Raw genomic sequence first — 18,669 nt, 5'->3', positions numbered from 1 at the left:
AGATGACATCAGAAGCAGTAATTTCGTTGGCGGAAAAGGGGATTTATGCCGTATTGATCATAAGTGCTCCCTTACTGATTCTAGCTCTTGGGATCGGTTTAATTGTCAGTATTTTTCAGGCGACTACACAAATTCAGGAGCAAACTTTGGCTTTTATTCCGAAAATAGTCGCTGTTTTGTTGGGCATTGTATTTTTTGGGCCATGGATGCTGAGTAAAATGCTTTCTTACACGGCTGACATTTTTAATAATTTAACGAAGTTTGTAGGATAGGGTATGGAAGAGATTGTTCCCAAATTTAGTGTATACTTATTGATTTTTGTACGTCTCGCATCATTTTTTATTACAATGCCTATCTTTTCATATAGAACTATTCCTGCTCAGCATCGCCTGGGGATCAGTGCGCTGCTTGCCTGGATTATGTATTATACGGTATCTTCTCCAGGCTTTGAAATTGACAGCCTATATCTTTTATTAGTGTTAAAAGAAGCCCTAGTCGGATTAATGATTGGCTTTTTTGCGTATATGATGTTCTCAGCTGTTCAAACAGCAGGAGGATTCATTGATTTTCAAATGGGCTTTTCAATGGCTAATGTCATTGATCCGCAGACAGGGGTTCAAAGTCCACTAATGGGTCAATATCTATATACATTTGCACTTCTTTTTTTGCTGGCGATTGACGGACACCATTTGTTATTGGACGGAATTTTTTACAGCTATGAATTCATCCCGTTGTCAACAGATTTTCTTCCATTTGGAAACGAGCAAATCCTGACATTGATGATTCAATTTTTTACACAATCATTTATCATTGCTTTTCAAATGTCAATCCCGATTGTCGGAAGTTTGTTTTTGGTAGATATAGCACTAGGTATTGTAGCGAGAACGGTGCCGCAAATGAATATATTTGTTATTGGCTTTCCAATCAAAATATTTGTCAGTTTAATTTTGTTAACCATTACGATGGGAACCATCTTACTTCTGGTAAAAGGACTTTTGAATACAACATTGGATGGAATGCGTTCGCTTATGCATCTGCTTGGAGGAAGTTAGAATGGGCCTACTAAAACTTGATTTGCAATTTTTTTCGGGGGAGAAAACAGAGAAGGCAACTCCTAAAAAGAAACAGGATGCGAGGAAAAAAGGGCAGGTTGCCAAAAGTCAGGATATCAATACAGCAGTTGTTTTGTTAGGGGTATTTCTCATTTTATATATAGCAGGTGGTTTTTTAAAAGATAGATTACTAGCTATTTTTAAGTATCCAATCAATCTATCTGCTACCTTCTCATATTCAGAAGCGGATTTATATTTAATGTTTATTGAACTTCTTAAACAAATGGCAATTATCTTGGGACCTATTATGATAGCGGCTTTTATAGCAGGAATCATCGCTAATTTTGCGCAGGTAGGAGCGATGTTTTCAACTGAAACCATCCAATTTAAGCTTGAAAAAATTGATCCAATAAAAGGGTTTAAGCGGATTTTTTCGATGAGAGCACTTGTTGAAATGCTCAAATCTATATTAAAGATTACGGTTATTGGAGTCGTAACCTTTTATGCTATTTGGTCGCGGTTGGATGAAATTATGATGCTTTCAACTAAAACGATGGGGGCATCCTTAATTACACTTGCAGATATTACAGTCAAAACCGGTTTGTTTGCTTCGGGAGCTTTATTGTTTTTAGCCCTGTTAGATTATCTTTATCAACGGTTCGATTTTGAAAAGAGCATTCGAATGTCCAAACAGGAAATTAAACAAGAGTATAAAACAATCGAAGGAGATCCGATAATAAAGTCTCGAATCAAGCAAAAACAAAGAGAAATGGCCATGTCGAGAATGATGCAGGAAATACCAAAAGCTGATGTAGTCATTACGAATCCGACCCACTATGCGATTGCTTTAAAATATGACGAAAATCAGCTGGACGCACCATATGTAGTTGGAAAAGGGCTGGATTTTGTTGCTCAGAAAATAAAGCTTGTCGCTAAAGAAAATGATATTCCGATGATGGAAAACAGACCATTAGCAAGAGCATTGTATAACCAGGCAGATATCGGACAGGCAATCCCTGAAGAGTTTTACAAAGGGGTGGCTGAGATTCTTGCGTATGTCTATAAACTGAAAGGCAAGTCATAGTAAAAACGCTGATCTCATTTATTGCCTTTGGTTATCGTTAACATAATTAATCTAAGATATTGATAGATTCACGTTCTATTTAATTACCCGTTAGGAGAGAAGTAGTATGCGAGCAAGAGATTTATCAGTTTTAATAGCCGTCATAATGATTGTAGCCATGTTAATTATCCCTATACCAACATGGTTAATAAGTTTTTTAATCATGGTCAATATATCTCTTGCCTTATTAGTATTGTTGACTTCAATGAATACACAGGAACCTTTGCAATTTTCTATTTTCCCTTCCTTACTGTTGCTCCTCACGTTATTTAGACTCGGCCTTAATATTTCTACTACTAGAGCAATCCTGACACACGGTGATGCCGGTGGAGTCGTTCATGTATTCGGTGACTTTGTAGTTGGCGGTCAAGTTATCGTTGGGTTGGTCGTTTTCCTGATCTTAATCATTATTCAATTCATTGTCATCACAAAAGGGGCTGAACGTGTAGCAGAGGTGGCAGCCCGATTTACTCTTGATGCAATGCCGGGTAAACAAATGAGTATTGATGCTGATTTAAATGCCGGAATGATTTCTGAGCAAGAGGCAAGAACCAGACGTGATAAGGTATCGAGAGAAGCTGATTTTTTTGGTTCGATGGATGGTGCCAGCAAATTTGTTAAAGGTGATGCCATAGCCAGTATTATCATTGTCTTAATTAACCTGATATTCGGAATGATTATCGGTGTTATGCAAATGGATTTATCATTTGGTGAAGCGGCTGTGAAATTTTCACTTTTATCTGTAGGGGACGGGATTGTCAGTCAGGTGCCAGCCTTACTGATCTCAACTGCGACAGGTATTATCGTGACTAGAGCTGCATCAGATGGCAATCTTGCTTCTGATATTACATCTCAGCTTTTTGCTTATCCACAAATGCTGTATATTGCTGCCGGAACTATTCTGTTATTAGGGCTTTTTACACCGATCAATAATTTTCTAACATTATTTATTTCTGGCTTATTAGCTTTAGGGGCTTATAAGGCTACTTCTATTCAGCAGAAAGAAACTATTGTTTCTGCACTGGAACCAGATGATACCGTAGAAGCGGAAGAAATGAAAAGTCCTGAGAGCGTCATTAGTCTTCTCAGTATTGACCCGATTGAGTTTGAATTCGGTTATGGGTTAATTCCATTGGCGGATGCTAATCAGGGCGGAGACCTTTTGGACAGGGTGGTTATGATTCGCAGGCAGCTCGCTATTGAATTGGGGCTTGTTATACCTGTAGTGAGAATAAGAGATAATATACAGCTTAAGCCTAATGAATACAGGCTGAAAATTAAAGGTGCTGAAATGGCCAGGGGTGAGCTTTTGTTAGATCACTATTTAGCGATGGCTCCAGGGATGGATGATGATTCTATTGAAGGAATCGATACGATAGAACCATCCTTCGGCTTGCCGGCCAAGTGGATTACGGAAGAGACGAAGGAATATGCTGAGATGCTAGGCTATACCGTTGTGGATCCACCATCAGTTGTTTCCACTCATATTACTGAAGTCATTAAAACAAATGCAGCTGATTTGATTGGACGTCAGGAAACAAAACAATTAATTGAGCATCTCAGAGAGTCTGCTCCAATTTTAATAGAAGAAGTTACGCCTAATCCTTTATCAGTGGGTGATATACAAAAGGTACTGGCTAAATTATTGAGAGAAAAAGTCTCCATTAGGAATTTACCAGTTATTTTTGAAACATTAGCCGATTTTGGGAGGATGACAAATGATACTGACATATTAGCGGAATATGTCAGACAGGCACTTGCCCGTCAAATCACGAACCAATATGTCACGGGTGATAATTTAAAAGTGTTAACTCTTTCTGGAAGAGTTGAAAAAATCATTGCCGACAGTGTTCAACAGACGGAACAAGGTAATTATCTATCACTAGATCCGACTGACTCACAAAAAATTCTTGAATCAGTAGCTGGAAAGCTGGAGGAACATGCCTTGCTTGATCAAGCACCTGTATTGTTATGTTCACCAGCTGTAAGGATGTATGTGCGCCAGCTGACAGAGAGATATTTCCCGCAGCTTCCGGTTTTATCGTATAACGAATTGGAAGCAAATGTAGAGGTACAAAGTGTAGGGGTGGTGAATGCTGAATGAATGTGAAGAAGTTTACAGGGATATCCATGCAAGAAGTGATGAGTAAAATACGTGCGGAATTTGGAAATGATGCTGTTATATTAAATTCAAAAGTAGTTAATAGCAATGGTTTTCTTGGTTTATTTAAAAAGAAAACATTTGAAGTGATTGCCGCAATGGATAGCGATTCAGTGGATAGTAAAAAAACAATATTCACGAAGGTAAATAAAGAAACGATTCCATCTATAAAAAAAGAACCGACCGAACAACCTGTTCAATTTGCTAATTCAACAAAAAAAGATATCGGAAACCCATCTAGTGAAATACTTAAAGAATTACACGATATGAAACAAATGTTATCACTAGAATCCAAATACAATCACTTTCCAGATCCATTAAGAGAATTACATCAGCAGCTTGTTGTAATGGAGTTGGATAAGCATATAATCGAAAAACTGATGGATTATCTTTTGGGAAAATGGAGAACTAATCAAAGGTCTGCTGAAATGACTAAAGCAGACCTATCAGAGTTGGTTCATATCTACTTACTTGAACAATTAAAGAATTTTGCCGTTAATGGTGAGCAATTATTTAAGAGAAAATATATAAATATTGTGGGTCCAACTGGAGTTGGGAAAACCACTACAATTGCAAAAATTGCAGCTGAATATGTGATTAAGCATAATAAAAAAATTGCGTTCATCACGACAGATACCTATCGAATCGCAGCTATTGAACAATTGAAAACATATGCAGAGATATTGAGAGTGCCAGTTGAAGTGGCGTATAACAGTGAGGATTTTAAACAAGCTGCTGAGCGTTTTGCTCATTACGATCATGTGTTTATCGATACAGCAGGCAGAAACTTTCGAAATCAGGAATTTGTTGAGGAACTTAAAGGGCTAATTGATTTTGATATCGATATGGAGACATATCTTGTCCTTTCCGCTACATCCAAAGAGATTGATATGACAGCAATCTATAACCAGTTTTCCATTATACCCATACACGGAGCTATATTTACCAAATTAGATGAAACTGCCTATCATGGCTCCATTGTGAATTTTATTCTTAAACATCATGTTCCTGTTAGTTATATGACAAATGGACAGGATGTTCCTGATGATATTATTGCTGCCACCCCGGACAAAATTGTCAAAATGGTATGTGGAGGTCATTTGTATGCATGACCAAGCGGAACTGCTCCGACAAAGAATACAAAATAAAAAAGAAGAGCCATCTGCCAAAGTAATTGCAGTTGTAAGTGGAAAAGGCGGGGTCGGTAAATCCAATTTTTCATTAAATTTTTCAATTGGACTAGCTAGACAAAATAAAAAAGTATTAATCATAGACATTGATGTAGGGATGGGAAACATCAATATCTTAATTGGTCAAACGGGCAGATATACAATAGCAGATCATTTTAATGAGGGGATCCCTCTAAGGATGGCTATTTCTGCTGGGCCTGAAGGAATCCATTATATTCCCGGGGGTACAGGTTTAACAGATTTTTTTAAATTGGATCAAAAACAATTTGCTCACTTTAGCCAGCAATTTCAAAGCATTCTGGAAGAATATGATTATATTATTTTGGATATGGGTGCGGGAATATCAGAACAATCCTTGCAATTTATCGTTTCCGCAAATGAATTGATTTATATTACAACACCAGAGCCAACGGCAATAACGGATGCTTATTCCATGATGAAATATCTTGTTAGCAGAACAGATGCACCGTTCTATCTTCTCTGTAACCGGGCTTCAAGCCGGAAAGAAGGCAATGAGGTCATTTTACGTTTAACGAGAGCTGCGCAACAGTTTTTACATAAAGACGTCTTGGCGCTTGGGATTTTGCCAGATGATAAAACGGTACAAAAAGCAGTCATAAGACAAATTCCATTTATCCTCTTGAATTCTCGGGCTCCATCTAGTGAAGCACTAAAAAAAATCATTGCTCAGTATATGGGAAGCGTGGGTAAAGAGGGCAATTCACCTGCTTCGTTTATGAAAAAGATGAAGAATTTTCTTTTCGAAAGGCAGGCTTAAGATTTGGCTACTATTAAAGTTTTAATCATTGAAGATTCACCTTTTATGAGAAAGTTGATAACTGAATTTTTACAAGAAGATGAACAAATTGAAGTGGTGGGCATTGCTAGAAATGGAGCAGATGGGCTTTTGAAAATGGAAAAGCTGAAACCTGATGTCATTACACTGGATATAGAAATGCCTGTAATGGACGGTATAACGACATTGCAGGTAATCATGGAAAAAAGTCCAATGCCCGTGGTTATGCTTTCGGGTACTAACAGATCAGGTGTAGATATGATTATGGAAAGCATGAAGCTTGGTGCAGTCAATTTTATCGAAAAGCCCTCTGGTTCATTTTCACAGGATTTACACAGAATTAAGAGTCAAATGATCCAGAAAGTGAAGGAAGCTGCCAAGGTAAATATGGGCGTGTTTGACCAAAATAATCGCCTGATGAATGTGCCGACCTTAGCTGAAAATTCACGGGAACTGAATCTGACTGAAAATGTTAATGGAAGTAAACCGGATGTTTCCTTAAAAAAAATTATTTGTATCGGTACCTCGACTGGAGGACCGCGAGCCCTGTATACCGTATTGCCATTACTTAATAAAGAGGTTAAGGCACCTATTCTCATTGTACAACATATGCCGGAAGGATTTACAAAACACCTGGCTGAGAGACTAAATGAGTTGTCAGAGATAACTGTGAAGGAAGCTGAAGAGGGAGAAAATTTATGTGATGGAACCGCCTATATTGCACCTGGGGGATTTCATTTGAAAGCTTCAATTCAAGCTGGTGTGTTGATTGCCAAATTGGATAAAACTCAAACCGTTAATGGCCATCGCCCATCAGTGGATGTCTTGTTTGATTCGGTTTCCGAACTGCCCCCTATATACGAATGTATAGCTGTTATTATGACGGGTATGGGATCAGATGGTACAAAGGGAATTATGAATTTAAGAAAGTTTAAAAAATCCAGAGTGATTGCTGAATCTGAAGAAACTTGTGTGGTCTATGGTATGCCAAAAGCGGCAATCGCAACAGGATTGGTGGATGAAATCATTCTTCTAGATCATATAGCTGGAGCATTGAATGAAATTTGTAAGGGTGAGAGGTGAAGAGGAATGAGCATGGATTTAGATCAATATTTAGAGGTTTTTATAGAAGAAAGCAAGGAACACTTACAAGCTTGTAATGAACAACTATTGGAGCTCGAAAAAAATCCTGATGATCTCATGATTGTGCAAGAAATTTTTAGGTCAGCCCATACATTAAAAGGAATGTCTGCGACGATGGGTTTTGATGATTTAGCACGATTAACTCATCAAATGGAAAATGTGTTGGATGAGATTCGAAATCAGCGAATAAACGTTAATGCCGACATTTTAGACATTGTATTTTTAGCTGTTGATGATTTGGAAGCAATGGTTTTATCGATAGCAGAAGGTGGAAATGGAAAAAGAGATGTCTCTTTAACAATAGAGAAGTTAGAAAACATCGTAGCAGGTCAAATTGTTATGAAAAGTTCTGCAGATAAAGAACATTCCGGTGCTCCCGCAGAAATTGAAGCCAGCTCGGGATTTTATGACGAATACGAATGGGCGGTTATGGAACAATCAGTCGACCAAGGCTTTAAAGCTTACTCTGTTAAGGTGATTTTAAATGATGATTGTATCTTAAAGGCAGTCCGTGTTTTTATGGTTTATGAAATTTTTGCCGAACTGGGAGAAGTAATTAAATCGGTTCCTTCCGTTGATGTTCTTGAGGAAGAAGATTTTGGGCAGGAGTTTACGGCAACGATTCTATCAAAACAATCTGCAATAGATATCGAACAGAGAATATTAAAAGTATCAGAGATTGAATCTGTACGAGTTTCGCCGGTACCGAATAAGACATCTGCGGATCAGGAATATAAAGTCGCGAAGGATATGGAAGATGGGAATCAGCTACAGGTGAATTCAGCAAAGCAGGTAATAAAGGGTAAGGAAGAAGAAAAAGCTTCTTCTGTTACTACTGCGGCGGCTCCTGGCAAGACGATACGGGTCAATATTGAGCGCCTTGACATATTAATGAATCTATTTGAAGAGTTAGTGATTGACCGCGGAAGACTCGAACAAATTTCGAAGGATTTAAAAAATGCAGAGCTGTTTGAAACAGTTGAACGTATGACAAGAATTTCCGGTGATATGCAAACCATAATCCTAAATATGAGGATGGTACCAGTAGAAACAGTTTTTAATCGCTTTCCGCGTATGGTCAGGCAGCTTGCACGCAATCTAAATAAACACATCCGCCTTGAAATTATTGGTGCGGAAACGGAGCTAGACCGGACTGTTATTGACGAAATTGGTGATCCTCTGCTGCATCTTTTACGAAACGCTCTGGACCATGGTATTGAAACACCGGAAGCAAGACGGGAAAAGGGCAAGCCTAAAGAGGGTACAGTCATCCTGAAGGCTTATCATAGTGGAAACCACGTTTTTATAGAAATAGAAGATGATGGCGCTGGTATTAACACAGATGTTGTTGTAACAAAAGCAGTGGATAAAGGAATTATTACTGAAGAACAAGCTGAAATCATGACAGAACGACAAAAAAACGAGCTTCTTTTCGCTTCGGGTTTTTCCACAGCTAAGGAAATTTCGGATATATCAGGCAGGGGGGTTGGCTTGGATGTTGTGAAAAATACCATCGAATCTCTTGGCGGAAGTGTATCTATTAATTCACGCCTCGGATATGGATCTATTTTTTCTGTGAAATTACCACTTACCTTATCAATCATATCAGTCATGCTAGTTGAAGTTCAGGATGAAAAGTACGCGATTCCGCTATCTTCCATAATTGAAACGTATATCGTCCAAAAAGAAGATATATTAAGATCGCATAATCAAGATGTCATTGACTTTAGAGGTAAGATTATCCCGCTCGTGTATCTGCATTCGATTCTTTCTATCCCTGTTTGTCGGGAGGAGGAAGACTTTTTGTCATTAGTAATTGTGCGCAATGGAGATAAGATGGCCGGGTTAGTTGTCAATTCATTCATTGGTCAGCAGGAAATCGTTTTAAAATCATTGGGTAATTACTTAAATTCTGTCTTCGCTGTATCAGGAGCTACGATTCTCGGGGATGGACAAGTTGCCTTGATTATTGATTGCAATTCTCTTGTTAAGTAAACAGGGTTGTAAGATAAGGAGGAGTTTATATGGCTGACAATGATACTAGACAGATGCAGAAAGTTATAGTCTTTGAGTTAGTGGATAAAGAATATGCAATACCTGTGGAGTATGTGATGTCTATTGAAAAAGTATCAACTATTACAAGAGTTCCGGGTGTAGAACCCTTTGTGATGGGAGTGATTAATCTTAAAGGGACGATCACACCGATTATTGACCTTCGAATGCGGTTTGGCCTAGAACGAAAAGAATATGATGAGTCATCAAGGATTATCATTATTTCCTTTAATGAGTTTGAAGTGGGATTGATTGTTGATTCAGCCAGGGATGTTTTAGAGTTTCCAGCTGATTTAATTGAGCCGCAGCCTAAGGTTATTGGTATGCAGGAGATTGATTTTATAAATGGGGTTGTGAAGGTTGATAAACGTTTGTTGATATTAATTAAACTCGAACGAATTTTACAAGTAATTGGAACAACACAACCTATATAGGAAGAAGGCGGGCAGGTATGTCATATCTCGACTCCATAACACATCTCCAACTAGATACCTTAAAGGAAATTGGTAATATCGGCGCGGGTAATGCCGCGACTGCTTTATCTCTATTAGTGAACAAACCTGTTATGATGAGTGTCCCTTCCGTACAAATTGCAACATTTGATGAAACAATGGAGCTTGCAGGAGGAGCGGATAATGTTGTGGCCAGTGTTTATATGAGAATAGAAGGAGACATCACCGGCAATATGTATTTTATCCTTTCTTTATCGCAGGCAACCAGATTTATCAACCAAATGACCGGTTCCGATCAATTTTCCTTTGATCATTCGTTGGATGATGAAATCTCTTTGTCTGCCCTGACAGAAATGGGCAATATTCTATCTGGCTCGTATTTATCTGCCTTATCTGATTTTACTGGTATGAAAATATATCCTTCTGTTCCTGTACTGGGAATTGATATGGTGGGAGCCTTGCTGGGGTATGGATTACTGGAATTTTCTCAAGTTGGCGATTATGCGATTATCATTGATACGGATTTTACCGAGTCTGATAGTAAGGAAGAAAAAGATGTAAATGGGCACTTTTTCTTACTGCCTGATCCTGGATCATTTGATACAATCTTTTCCACATTGGGAGTGAATATGGAATGAATCCTTATCACGAACAGGAAATTATCCGCGTTGGAATTGCAGATATGAATTTTGCCTATAAGAGTTCCATTATTAGAACAGCCGGTCTTGGATCATGTGTTGGTGTTGTCCTTTACTGCCCATCTCAACAGATAGCAGGAATGGTTCATGTTATGCTGCCGGATTCCTCACTTGCCCGAGGGAAAACATTTAATAAAGCAAAATATGCAGATACTGCAATACCAGAGCTTATTAAACGATTCAAGAATAAGGGAATAAAGAGTCAATTGCTCAAGGCAAAACTTGCAGGTGGAGCGCAAATGTTTCAATTCAGTTCAGGAAGTGATTTGATGAGAATCGGACCGCGAAATGTAGACGCTGTGAAAATTCAGCTTATGGAAAATCATATCCAGGTAATTGCTGAAGATGTTGGTGGAAACAGTGGAAGAACAATTGAATTTAATCCGATTACATGTATATTGCACATTCGTACGGTTAATCAGGGTTGCTGCTCTATTTAAGTTTTCATTCGGTATAGAGCAAAATTAAGGGAAATTTGTCGGATGTACATCTGTTGTTTTTTGTTATAATTTAATTACCATAATAAACCAACTAAAGGGAGGGTCAAAATGTCTCAAGTGAATACCGGTGAAGAACAGACGTATTGGCATAAATGGCTTGAAGGCCGGGACGCGCAGGCTGGAGACATATTGGCAAAAAAATACTTGCCATTGGTCAGTTATCATGTACAACGGATTTCAGTGAACCTGCCTAAAAATGTGAATAGAGATGATATAAGAAGTTTAGCGAATATGGGTCTATTTGATGCCTTAGAAAAATTCGACCCATCTCGTGATTTAAAGTTTGAGACCTATGCGTCCTTTCGAATTAGGGGAGCCATTATAGATGGATTGCGTAAAGAAGATTGGTTGCCAAGAAGTACGAGAGAAAAAGCCAAATTAATCGATTCGACTATAGAAGCATTAGAACAGAAGAATATGCGTAATATCACACCTGTTGAAATTGCCGAAGAATTAGGGATTACAGAGGATGAGGTTGTCAAAATCACGAATGAGAATTTCTTTTCCAATATATTATCAATGGATGAACAGCCGCATGATACTCACTCGGATCAGGAAGCACAATCGTATACAGTGAAAGATGAGCGCGTGCCATCTCCTGAAGAAGCTCTTGTTAAAAAAGAATTGCTCAAAGAGATGGTAGACCTTATTCATAGGCTAAGTGAAAAAGAACAACTAGTGTTGGACTTATTCTATCGGCAGGAGTTGACTCTTACAGAGATTGGATACATTCTGAAGCTATCGACTTCGAGAATTTCACAAATACATTCACGTGCTCTTTTTAAATTAAAAGAGCTATTAGCAAAAACAATATATCGCTAAAGCTATTGGTTTGGGAGTGGGAAAATGGACTTTCCATATAAACTGGAAATATCCCAAGATAAAATGAAGGCCTGGATCTTACCTATAGGGAATGAGGTACAATCGGTTTCTGATAGACAAATAGATGAATGGCTCGTTTCTTTACCGATTATCTTTGGTATAAAAAAGGAAACAAAAGTACATTTACTGAATACGGAGCAGGTTGTTTTTCCTTTATTGATTGCTGAAGGAAAATTACCTGAAAACGGCCAGGATGGAGAAATAAAGCTCGAATATACAAAGGGAATAGACACAGAAGAGCAACCGTTTAACTTCAGAAATGTAATGGATATTCCTTCCGTCTCTACAGGAGATAAAATTGCGGTTGCATCTCAACCAACTTTTGGTCATTTTGGAATGGATCTCTTAGGAAATAAAATCAAGCCGAAACCAGGCAAAAGAGCCGTCTATAAACTGGGACCCAATGTTATTGAACATGAATCAAGTCTATATTCAACGATTGACGGACAAATCAGTATAGTAGGCCATACTATACAGGTTAATCCGGTTTTTCAAGTGAAAGGAGATTTGAGCCTGGAGGTAGGCAATATTGATTTTGTTGGAAATGTGTATATTGAAGGGAATATACCCGTTGGTTATACGGTTTCGTGCGGTGGCGATTTAAAAGTCTCCGGTATCATTGAAGGATCAGACATTACTGTTGGCGGCTCGGTTGTTGTCAAGGGCGGGATTACTGGAGAAAAAAATTGCAGTATTCGAACAGGCGGAGATCTATACGCCTTATACATAAATTATTCAAATGTCATATCAAGCGGAAATATTATTATTCAACATGCAATTCTCCATAGTTTTGTAACTTCCATGAAATCTGTTGTCTGTAAAAAAGGACATCTAATAGGCGGTGTTTTAAGGGCTGGCAAGAGAGTGGAACTAATGGATGCGGGAAATTTGCATTATACACGTACTGAAATACATATCGGCAATAATGATGCAATTGAAATGATTAAGCAGGATTTGGATTCACGATATCAAAAAATGCAAAAAACACTCTCGAAACTTTCGTATATAGCTGTGAAGCTTGAAGAAAAAACAAGGTTATCGAATGACAAAAAAGATGCTCTTTTGCTGGAAAAGCAAAGAAAAACAAAAGATTTCTTAGTAGATGAAATGAAAAAACTTAAGCAAGAGAGATTGATGTTAGAGTATGAGCTGCAAGTCGATGATGAGTTAATTATTAACGGTTCATGCTACCCTAATCTTTATATAAAAATGGGTAAATATAGTATGCCATTGAATCAAATTTACCAGTCAGTGAGATTTACTGATAAGGGAAACGAGATATCTGTTTATCCGCTCTAAAAGGGGGCAATAAATCATGAGTTTAAAAGCGATTGAATTGCAAGTTGCACTACCCAGAACGCAGGATGCAGGTAAAATCCAGGAGCTATTGCAGAATCGTGGTCAACAACTGGTTGAGCATGCATCAGAACAGGAAAAAAAGAGTACAAGAGCAAAAAATGAAACAGTACTTAGGCAAGAAAAGAATAGCTCGGTTGATTGGAATAATCATTCCAAGGGCCGGCAGCAGGAAAAACGGCGGCAGAATGATGAATCTACTAAAAATCATTCTGCCTTTTCGCAAGCAGAAACCCATCCTTATAAGGGAAAGAGAATAGATTTTTCGGGATAAGAGGAGACAAAATGACATTTATACTCATAGTAAGCATCATGGTCAATATGGTGGCTGTTTTAGCAATTGTTATCCTTTATTTGAGGCAGAATCGTCTTATTCAATTCGAGAAGGAATGTAAAGAATATCAAAAAGAAGTTGAGGAACTAATCCATACGTTTATAATCGAAATGAAGGAAGAAAACGATGAAATTAAACAGTTGTTTGTGGATAATAGTCGTAAGATCCAAAGTGCTGATGGAGCTGATGGACCTCGCAAGCTGTCTGATGAAGAAGAGAAAATGAATCTAAATAGAACAGGGGTAACAAATGGCTATAAGCAGAAGCATGCACTGAATGCTTACGAAAATACGAGCCGGCAATCCGTTATGGATTATCTGAAGGAAGAAAAAATAGAATCAGATGTTATCGACCGGGAGTTAGATCAAATCTCTATATTGGCCGAGGCCCAGAAAATGAAGAACCAAGGGAGAACAATTGAGGAAATTGCAAAAAAAATGGGCCGTGGCAAAACAGAAATTCACCTTTTATTTAAATTAAATCAAAAGTAAAGTAAAAAGGCTTGATTGTATGCTTAGATTATGCTATATTATGACATGGTGTTAATACACACGCTTGAGGATTTGGACTGATCGTGCTGTAAACCTACAGTTTCAGCCTGAAAATGATTTGAGCGGAGGAAAAACAAAACATAGGAGGAACAAACATGTCTGTAATTTCAATGAAACAACTGCTTGAAGCAGGTGTACACTTCGGGCACCAAACTCGTCGTTGGAACCCAAAAATGAAAAAATATATCTTCACGGAGCGTAATGGTATCTACATTATTGACCTTCAAAAAACGGTTAAAAAAGTAGAAGAAGCTTACAACTTCGTAAGAGACTTGGCTGCTGATGGCGGTACTATGCTTTTCGTTGGTACTAAAAAGCAAGCTCAAGATTCTGTAAAAGAAGAAGCTGGCCGTGCTGGTATGTACTATGTTAACCAACGTTGGTTAGGTGGTACATTAACAAACTTCGTGACAATTCAAAAACGTATTGCACGTCTTAAAGAAATCGAAAAAATGGAAGAAAACGGAACATTCGAAGTTCTTCCTAAAAAAGAAGTTATTCAATTGAAAAAAGAACAAGAACGTCTTGAAAAATTCTTGGGCGGTATCAAGGATATGAAACAAATCCCTGATGCATTGTTCATCATTGACCCACGTAAAGAGCGTATCGCTGTTGCGGAAGCTCATAAATTGAATATTCCAATCGTAGGTATCGTTGATACAAACTGTGATCCGGATGAAATCGATTATGTAATCCCTGCAAACGATGATGCAATCCGTGCTGTTAAATTGCTTACTGGTAAAATGGCTGACGCTATCCTTGAAGGTAAACAAGGTGAAGAAACAGCTCCAGTTGCAGAAGAAACAGTAGTAGAAGAAACTGTTGAGGCAGAAGAAGCAACTACAGTTGAAAATGCTTAATTGATTTTTTAAAGGTGATAAGAGGACAGTGCCTTTTATCACCTTTTTTTGAAATAAAATAGAGTGGTGTATACGGAATCACACACTGCTACATACTGATTTTATCGGATGATATAAAGGAGGAAGACCAAATGGCTATTACTGCTCAAATGGTTAAAGAATTACGTGAAAAAACTGGTGCAGGTATGATGGACTGCAAAAAAGCACTACAAGAAACAAGCGGTGACATGGATAAAGCAATTGATTACCTTCGTGAAAAAGGTATCGCGAAAGCGGCTAAAAAAGGCGATCGTATTGCTGCTGAAGGTTTAACTTCTATCGTTGTTGAAGGCGATAAAGCAGTTATCCTTGAAGTAAATGCTGAAACAGATTTCGTTGCTAAAAACGAAGCTTTCCAAACTCTTGTAAAAGAATTGGCTGCACATCTTTTAGCAAACGCACCTGCAAATGTTGAGGAAGCTTTAACTCAAACAATGACTAACGGTGCAACTGTTGCTGACCACATCAATGCTGCAATTGCAAAAATTGGTGAGCGCATCACTCTTCGTCGTTTTGAAATCAAAGCAAAACCTGAAAACGGAGCTTTCGGAGCTTACATCCACCAAGGCGGACGTATCAGCGTATTAACAATTGTTGAAGGTACAACTGATGAAGCGGTTGCGAAAGACGTTTCTATGCACATCGCTGCTTTAAACCCTAAATACGTATCACGTGACCAAGTTACTGCTGAAGAAGTTGAACATGAGCGTCAAGTTCTAACACAACAAGCATTGAACGAAGGAAAACCTGAAAAAATCGTTGCAAAAATGGTTGAAGGCCGTCTAGGAAAATACTTTGAAGAAATTTGTGTAATGGACCAAACTTTCGTTAAAAATCCAGATCAAAAAGTTGGTCAATTTGTACAAGCTAACGGCGCTACAATCGTTGAGTTCGTACGTTACGAAGTAGGAGAAGGTATCGAGAAGAAACAAGATAACTTCGCTGAAGAAGTAATGAGCCAAATTAAAAAAGACTAATCTAATTACATGTGTATAGCATAAAAATAGGGGACACGTTGTGTTCCCTATTTTTCAAGAATACATTTCCTTAAAATAAACAGATTATTAGATGAGGATATCGACTATTAAAGCTTGCAATAGATCGATAACTAATGACGGTGGAGGTTACTATGAGCAGCGTAAAGTATAAAAGAGTTGTATTAAAGTTAAGTGGAGAGGCACTTGCCGGTACTCAGGGTTTTGGAATTGACCCTACCATCATTTTTTCAGTTGCTAAACAAGTGAAAGAAGTTGCGGAGCTTGGTGTTGAAGTCGCAGTAGTGGTTGGCGGCGGAAATATTTGGCGTGGCAAAACAGGCAGTGAACTAGGAATGGACCGTGCAACTGCCGATTATATGGGAATGCTTGCAACAGTTATGAATTCACTTGCTCTTCAGGATAGTTTGGAACAACAAGGGATTGAGACACGTGTCCAAACATCTATCGAAATGAGACAAGTGGCTGAGCCTTATATCCGTCGCAGAGCAATCCGCCATTTAGAGAAAACACGTGTGGTTATCTTTGCTGCAGGTACTGGAAATCCGTATTTCTCTACAGATACGACAGCAGCTTTACGGGCTGCCGAAATAGAAGCAGATGTCATTCTTATGGGTAAAAATAATGTTGATGGTGTCTATAGTGCAGATCCTGTATTAGATAGCAGTGCTGTAAAATATGATAAACTTTCTTATCTAGATTTAATTAAGGATGGTTTATCCGTAATGGACTCCACAGCATCATCTTTATGTATGGATAACGACATTCCACTAATTGTCTTCTCAATAATGGAAGAAGGAAATATTAAACGTGCCGTTATGGGTGAAACTATAGGTACTATTGTTAGGGGGAAAGAATAATGGCAAAACAAGTTATAGAAAATACGAAGGAAAAGATGAATAAAGGGATTCAGGCATTCTCCAGAGAATTAGCCTCTATCCGTGCAGGTCGTGCTAGTGCATCCCTTTTAGACAGATTGACTGTTAATTATTATGGGGCACCTACACCTGTAAATCAGCTTGGATCAATCAGTGTTCCGGAAGCTCGTATGCTGGTTATTACACCTTATGACAAAACCATTCTTGGTGATATTGAAAAAGCAATTCTGAAGTCTGATCTTGGTCTAAACCCAGTGAACGATGGTAATATTATTCGTTTAAGTGTTCCTGCACTAACTGAAGAACGTCGTCGTGACCTTGTTAAACAAGTGAAGAAGGAAGCTGAAGAAGCAAAAGTTGCGATTCGTAATGTTCGCCGTGATGGTAATGATGACCTTAAAAAGCTAGAGAAAAACGGGGAAATTACAGAGGATGCACTTCGTGGATATTCTGATGACGTTCAAAAAATGACGGACGATCATATCGCGAAAATCGATGCTCTTGCTAAAGATAAAGAAAAGGAAATCATGGAAGTTTGATTTTTATATCATAAAGCCCCTTTTATCTAAAGGGGCTTTTTTGTTACGCCCCAGTATGTATTTAGGTGACGAAATTATATATTAACAAAATCATACAATGCGTCTAAAAAGATTAACTGTTAGAAATCCATAGAACTGCCAGGGAAACAAACATACAAACAGAAATGTTTGTGACAATTAAATGTGGTATGATAGGTTATGGAATTTGTACAAAAGCTAAATAATTAAATATACATAAGCAGGGAAGATTAATTCCTTTTGGAGGAAAAACAATGTTTGGATGGAAAATAGTTAAGAAAAAAGGAAAACAGTACTCTATACCAGAAAGAATAGAAAAGGTAAAACAAAATAAAATACCAGAACATATAGCGATTATTATGGATGGGAATGGCCGGTGGGCGAGAAAAAGGGCATTGCCAAGAGTAGCGGGACATCATGAAGGTATGAAGGTGGTACGTAAAACGACGAAATTAGCTAATGAATTAGGAGTGAAGGTGTTAACGGTTTATGCCTTTTCAACTGAGAATTGGAAACGTCCCAAGGATGAAGTAGATTATTTGTTAAAATTACCCGAAGAATTTCTAGGGACGTTTTTGCCTGAATTGATGGAAGAAAACGTTAAGGTACAAATTATGGGTGATCAAAAGAGACTGCCTTTACATACTGTCAATGCAGTTACTACAGCATTAGACCAAACTAAAGATAATGATGGTCTTATTTTAAATTTTGCCCTTAATTATGGCAGCCGCGCAGAAATCCTCGAAGGTGTAAAAAAAGCCGCAGCTGATATGAAAGATGGTCGCCTCGAAGAAAGCGATTTGACAGAAGAACGATTCTCTGAGTATTTGATGACCAATCAGCTGATGGATCCGGATTTATTAATCCGAACGAGCGGTGAAATTCGACTGAGCAACTTTATGTTATGGCAATTAGCCTATACGGAGTTTTATTTTACAGATGTATTGTGGCCGGACTTTAATGATCATGAATTGCTCAATGCGATTGAAGAATTCCAAGGCAGATCGAGAAGATACGGCGGCGTATAATGAGGAAGGCAGGGATTTTAGA

The 18,669-nt window shown here is 38.1% G+C and carries 20 protein-coding genes; all 20 read left to right on the top strand.

The features are described from left to right. The first annotated feature begins 2 nt into the window (after positions 1-2). The 20 genes from fliQ to uppS all read left to right on the top strand — a co-directional run bounded on the left by fliQ (position 3) and on the right by uppS (position 18,647). Positions 3-272, top strand: a complete 270-nt coding sequence (gene fliQ / locus AC4D4A_RS10590; protein WP_490995876.1) for a flagellar biosynthesis protein FliQ — start codon at positions 3-5, stop codon at positions 270-272. A gap of 3 nt (positions 273-275) precedes the next feature. After that, complete coding sequence (fliR, locus tag AC4D4A_RS10585) at positions 276-1,052, top strand: flagellar biosynthetic protein FliR (RefSeq protein WP_490995875.1); 777 nt, start codon at positions 276-278, stop codon at positions 1,050-1,052. A 1-nt stretch (position 1,053) separates the two neighbouring features. Then, a complete protein-coding gene (flhB, locus tag AC4D4A_RS10580) occupies positions 1,054-2,136 on the top strand; it encodes a flagellar biosynthesis protein FlhB (RefSeq protein WP_490995874.1) in 1,083 nt (360 codons plus the stop codon). Between the two features lie 106 nt (positions 2,137-2,242). Beyond that, positions 2,243-4,279 carry a flagellar biosynthesis protein FlhA gene (gene flhA / locus AC4D4A_RS10575; RefSeq protein ID WP_490995873.1) on the top strand — a complete coding sequence of 679 codons (2,037 nt, stop codon included), beginning with the start codon at positions 2,243-2,245 and terminating at the stop codon, positions 4,277-4,279. After that, positions 4,276-5,448 (top strand): flagellar biosynthesis GTPase FlhF, encoded by a 1,173-nt coding sequence (gene flhF / locus AC4D4A_RS10570; RefSeq protein ID WP_490995872.1) that lies wholly within the window; start codon positions 4,276-4,278, stop codon positions 5,446-5,448. The genes flhA and flhF overlap by 4 nt, the downstream gene beginning before the upstream one ends. Next, positions 5,441-6,304 carry a MinD/ParA family protein gene (locus AC4D4A_RS10565; RefSeq protein WP_490995871.1) on the top strand — a complete coding sequence of 288 codons (864 nt, stop codon included), beginning with the start codon at positions 5,441-5,443 and terminating at the stop codon, positions 6,302-6,304. The genes flhF and AC4D4A_RS10565 overlap by 8 nt, the downstream gene beginning before the upstream one ends. Before the next feature lie 3 nt (positions 6,305-6,307). Then, complete coding sequence (locus AC4D4A_RS10560; protein WP_490995870.1) at positions 6,308-7,405, top strand: protein-glutamate methylesterase/protein-glutamine glutaminase; 1,098 nt, start codon at positions 6,308-6,310, stop codon at positions 7,403-7,405. Between the two features lie 12 nt (positions 7,406-7,417). After that, positions 7,418-9,460: a chemotaxis protein CheW gene (locus AC4D4A_RS10555; protein WP_490995869.1), complete on the top strand. Its 2,043-nt coding sequence runs from the start codon at positions 7,418-7,420 to the stop codon at positions 9,458-9,460. Between the two features lie 29 nt (positions 9,461-9,489). Further along, positions 9,490-9,951, top strand: coding sequence for a chemotaxis protein CheW (locus AC4D4A_RS10550; RefSeq protein WP_490995868.1), 462 nt, complete (start codon positions 9,490-9,492; stop codon positions 9,949-9,951). Between the two features lie 17 nt (positions 9,952-9,968). Then, positions 9,969-10,607, top strand: a complete 639-nt coding sequence (locus AC4D4A_RS10545) for a chemotaxis protein CheC (RefSeq protein ID WP_490995867.1) — start codon at positions 9,969-9,971, stop codon at positions 10,605-10,607. Continuing rightward, a complete protein-coding gene (locus tag AC4D4A_RS10540; protein ID WP_490995866.1) occupies positions 10,604-11,107 on the top strand; it encodes a chemotaxis protein CheD in 504 nt (167 codons plus the stop codon). The genes AC4D4A_RS10545 and AC4D4A_RS10540 overlap by 4 nt, the downstream gene beginning before the upstream one ends. Before the next feature lie 108 nt (positions 11,108-11,215). Next, the gene (locus tag AC4D4A_RS10535; protein ID WP_490995865.1) at positions 11,216-11,989 is read left to right on the top strand and encodes a FliA/WhiG family RNA polymerase sigma factor; all 774 of its coding nucleotides are present in this window, start codon (positions 11,216-11,218) and stop codon (positions 11,987-11,989) included. Positions 11,990-12,013: 24 nt separating this feature from the next. After that, positions 12,014-13,348 carry a flagellar assembly protein A gene (locus AC4D4A_RS10530; protein WP_490995864.1) on the top strand — a complete coding sequence of 445 codons (1,335 nt, stop codon included), beginning with the start codon at positions 12,014-12,016 and terminating at the stop codon, positions 13,346-13,348. A 16-nt stretch (positions 13,349-13,364) separates the two neighbouring features. Beyond that, positions 13,365-13,679, top strand: coding sequence for a hypothetical protein (locus AC4D4A_RS10525; protein ID WP_490995863.1), 315 nt, complete (start codon positions 13,365-13,367; stop codon positions 13,677-13,679). 11 nt (positions 13,680-13,690) lie between these two features. Next, on the top strand, positions 13,691-14,230 hold the full coding sequence (locus AC4D4A_RS10520; protein WP_490995862.1) for a hypothetical protein: 540 nt from the start codon (positions 13,691-13,693) through the stop codon (positions 14,228-14,230). 155 nt (positions 14,231-14,385) lie between these two features. Then, positions 14,386-15,150: a 30S ribosomal protein S2 gene (gene rpsB, locus AC4D4A_RS10515; protein ID WP_066100370.1), complete on the top strand. Its 765-nt coding sequence runs from the start codon at positions 14,386-14,388 to the stop codon at positions 15,148-15,150. 131 nt (positions 15,151-15,281) lie between these two features. Next, the gene (gene tsf / locus AC4D4A_RS10510) at positions 15,282-16,166 is read left to right on the top strand and encodes a translation elongation factor Ts (RefSeq protein WP_490995861.1); all 885 of its coding nucleotides are present in this window, start codon (positions 15,282-15,284) and stop codon (positions 16,164-16,166) included. A gap of 152 nt (positions 16,167-16,318) precedes the next feature. Continuing rightward, positions 16,319-17,044, top strand: a complete 726-nt coding sequence (pyrH, locus tag AC4D4A_RS10505; protein WP_490995860.1) for a UMP kinase — start codon at positions 16,319-16,321, stop codon at positions 17,042-17,044. Continuing rightward, the gene (gene frr, locus AC4D4A_RS10500; protein ID WP_490995859.1) at positions 17,044-17,601 is read left to right on the top strand and encodes a ribosome recycling factor; all 558 of its coding nucleotides are present in this window, start codon (positions 17,044-17,046) and stop codon (positions 17,599-17,601) included. The genes pyrH and frr overlap by 1 nt, the downstream gene beginning before the upstream one ends. 272 nt (positions 17,602-17,873) lie before the next feature. Further along, positions 17,874-18,647, top strand: coding sequence for an undecaprenyl pyrophosphate synthase (gene uppS, locus AC4D4A_RS10495; protein WP_490995858.1), 774 nt, complete (start codon positions 17,874-17,876; stop codon positions 18,645-18,647). Positions 18,648-18,669 lie beyond the last annotated feature (22 nt).

This window comes from Pradoshia sp. Z5_111, from assembly GCF_058267535.1.
Note: the sequence above shows the minus strand (reverse complement) of the source record. Positions and strands in the feature narration are given on the sequence as shown.

What these genes read in the sequence shown, in the direction of transcription:
- fliQ (WP_490995876.1), top strand. Translation starts at nt 3, where the DNA reads ATGACATCAGAAGCAGTAATTTCGTTGGCGGAAAAGGGGATTTATGCC.
- fliR (WP_490995875.1), top strand. Translation starts at nt 276, where the DNA reads ATGGAAGAGATTGTTCCCAAATTTAGTGTATACTTATTGATTTTTGTA.
- flhB (WP_490995874.1), top strand. Translation starts at nt 1,054, where the DNA reads ATGGGCCTACTAAAACTTGATTTGCAATTTTTTTCGGGGGAGAAAACA.
- flhA (WP_490995873.1), top strand. Translation starts at nt 2,243, where the DNA reads ATGCGAGCAAGAGATTTATCAGTTTTAATAGCCGTCATAATGATTGTA.
- flhF (WP_490995872.1), top strand. Translation starts at nt 4,276, where the DNA reads ATGAATGTGAAGAAGTTTACAGGGATATCCATGCAAGAAGTGATGAGT.
- AC4D4A_RS10565 (WP_490995871.1), top strand. Translation starts at nt 5,441, where the DNA reads ATGCATGACCAAGCGGAACTGCTCCGACAAAGAATACAAAATAAAAAA.
- AC4D4A_RS10555 (WP_490995869.1), top strand. Translation starts at nt 7,418, where the DNA reads ATGGATTTAGATCAATATTTAGAGGTTTTTATAGAAGAAAGCAAGGAA.
- AC4D4A_RS10550 (WP_490995868.1), top strand. Translation starts at nt 9,490, where the DNA reads ATGGCTGACAATGATACTAGACAGATGCAGAAAGTTATAGTCTTTGAG.
- AC4D4A_RS10545 (WP_490995867.1), top strand. Translation starts at nt 9,969, where the DNA reads ATGTCATATCTCGACTCCATAACACATCTCCAACTAGATACCTTAAAG.
- AC4D4A_RS10540 (WP_490995866.1), top strand. Translation starts at nt 10,604, where the DNA reads ATGAATCCTTATCACGAACAGGAAATTATCCGCGTTGGAATTGCAGAT.
- AC4D4A_RS10535 (WP_490995865.1), top strand. Translation starts at nt 11,216, where the DNA reads ATGTCTCAAGTGAATACCGGTGAAGAACAGACGTATTGGCATAAATGG.
- AC4D4A_RS10530 (WP_490995864.1), top strand. Translation starts at nt 12,014, where the DNA reads ATGGACTTTCCATATAAACTGGAAATATCCCAAGATAAAATGAAGGCC.
- AC4D4A_RS10525 (WP_490995863.1), top strand. Translation starts at nt 13,365, where the DNA reads ATGAGTTTAAAAGCGATTGAATTGCAAGTTGCACTACCCAGAACGCAG.
- AC4D4A_RS10520 (WP_490995862.1), top strand. Translation starts at nt 13,691, where the DNA reads ATGACATTTATACTCATAGTAAGCATCATGGTCAATATGGTGGCTGTT.
- rpsB (WP_066100370.1), top strand. Translation starts at nt 14,386, where the DNA reads ATGTCTGTAATTTCAATGAAACAACTGCTTGAAGCAGGTGTACACTTC.
- tsf (WP_490995861.1), top strand. Translation starts at nt 15,282, where the DNA reads ATGGCTATTACTGCTCAAATGGTTAAAGAATTACGTGAAAAAACTGGT.
- pyrH (WP_490995860.1), top strand. Translation starts at nt 16,319, where the DNA reads ATGAGCAGCGTAAAGTATAAAAGAGTTGTATTAAAGTTAAGTGGAGAG.
- frr (WP_490995859.1), top strand. Translation starts at nt 17,044, where the DNA reads ATGGCAAAACAAGTTATAGAAAATACGAAGGAAAAGATGAATAAAGGG.
- uppS (WP_490995858.1), top strand. Translation starts at nt 17,874, where the DNA reads ATGTTTGGATGGAAAATAGTTAAGAAAAAAGGAAAACAGTACTCTATA.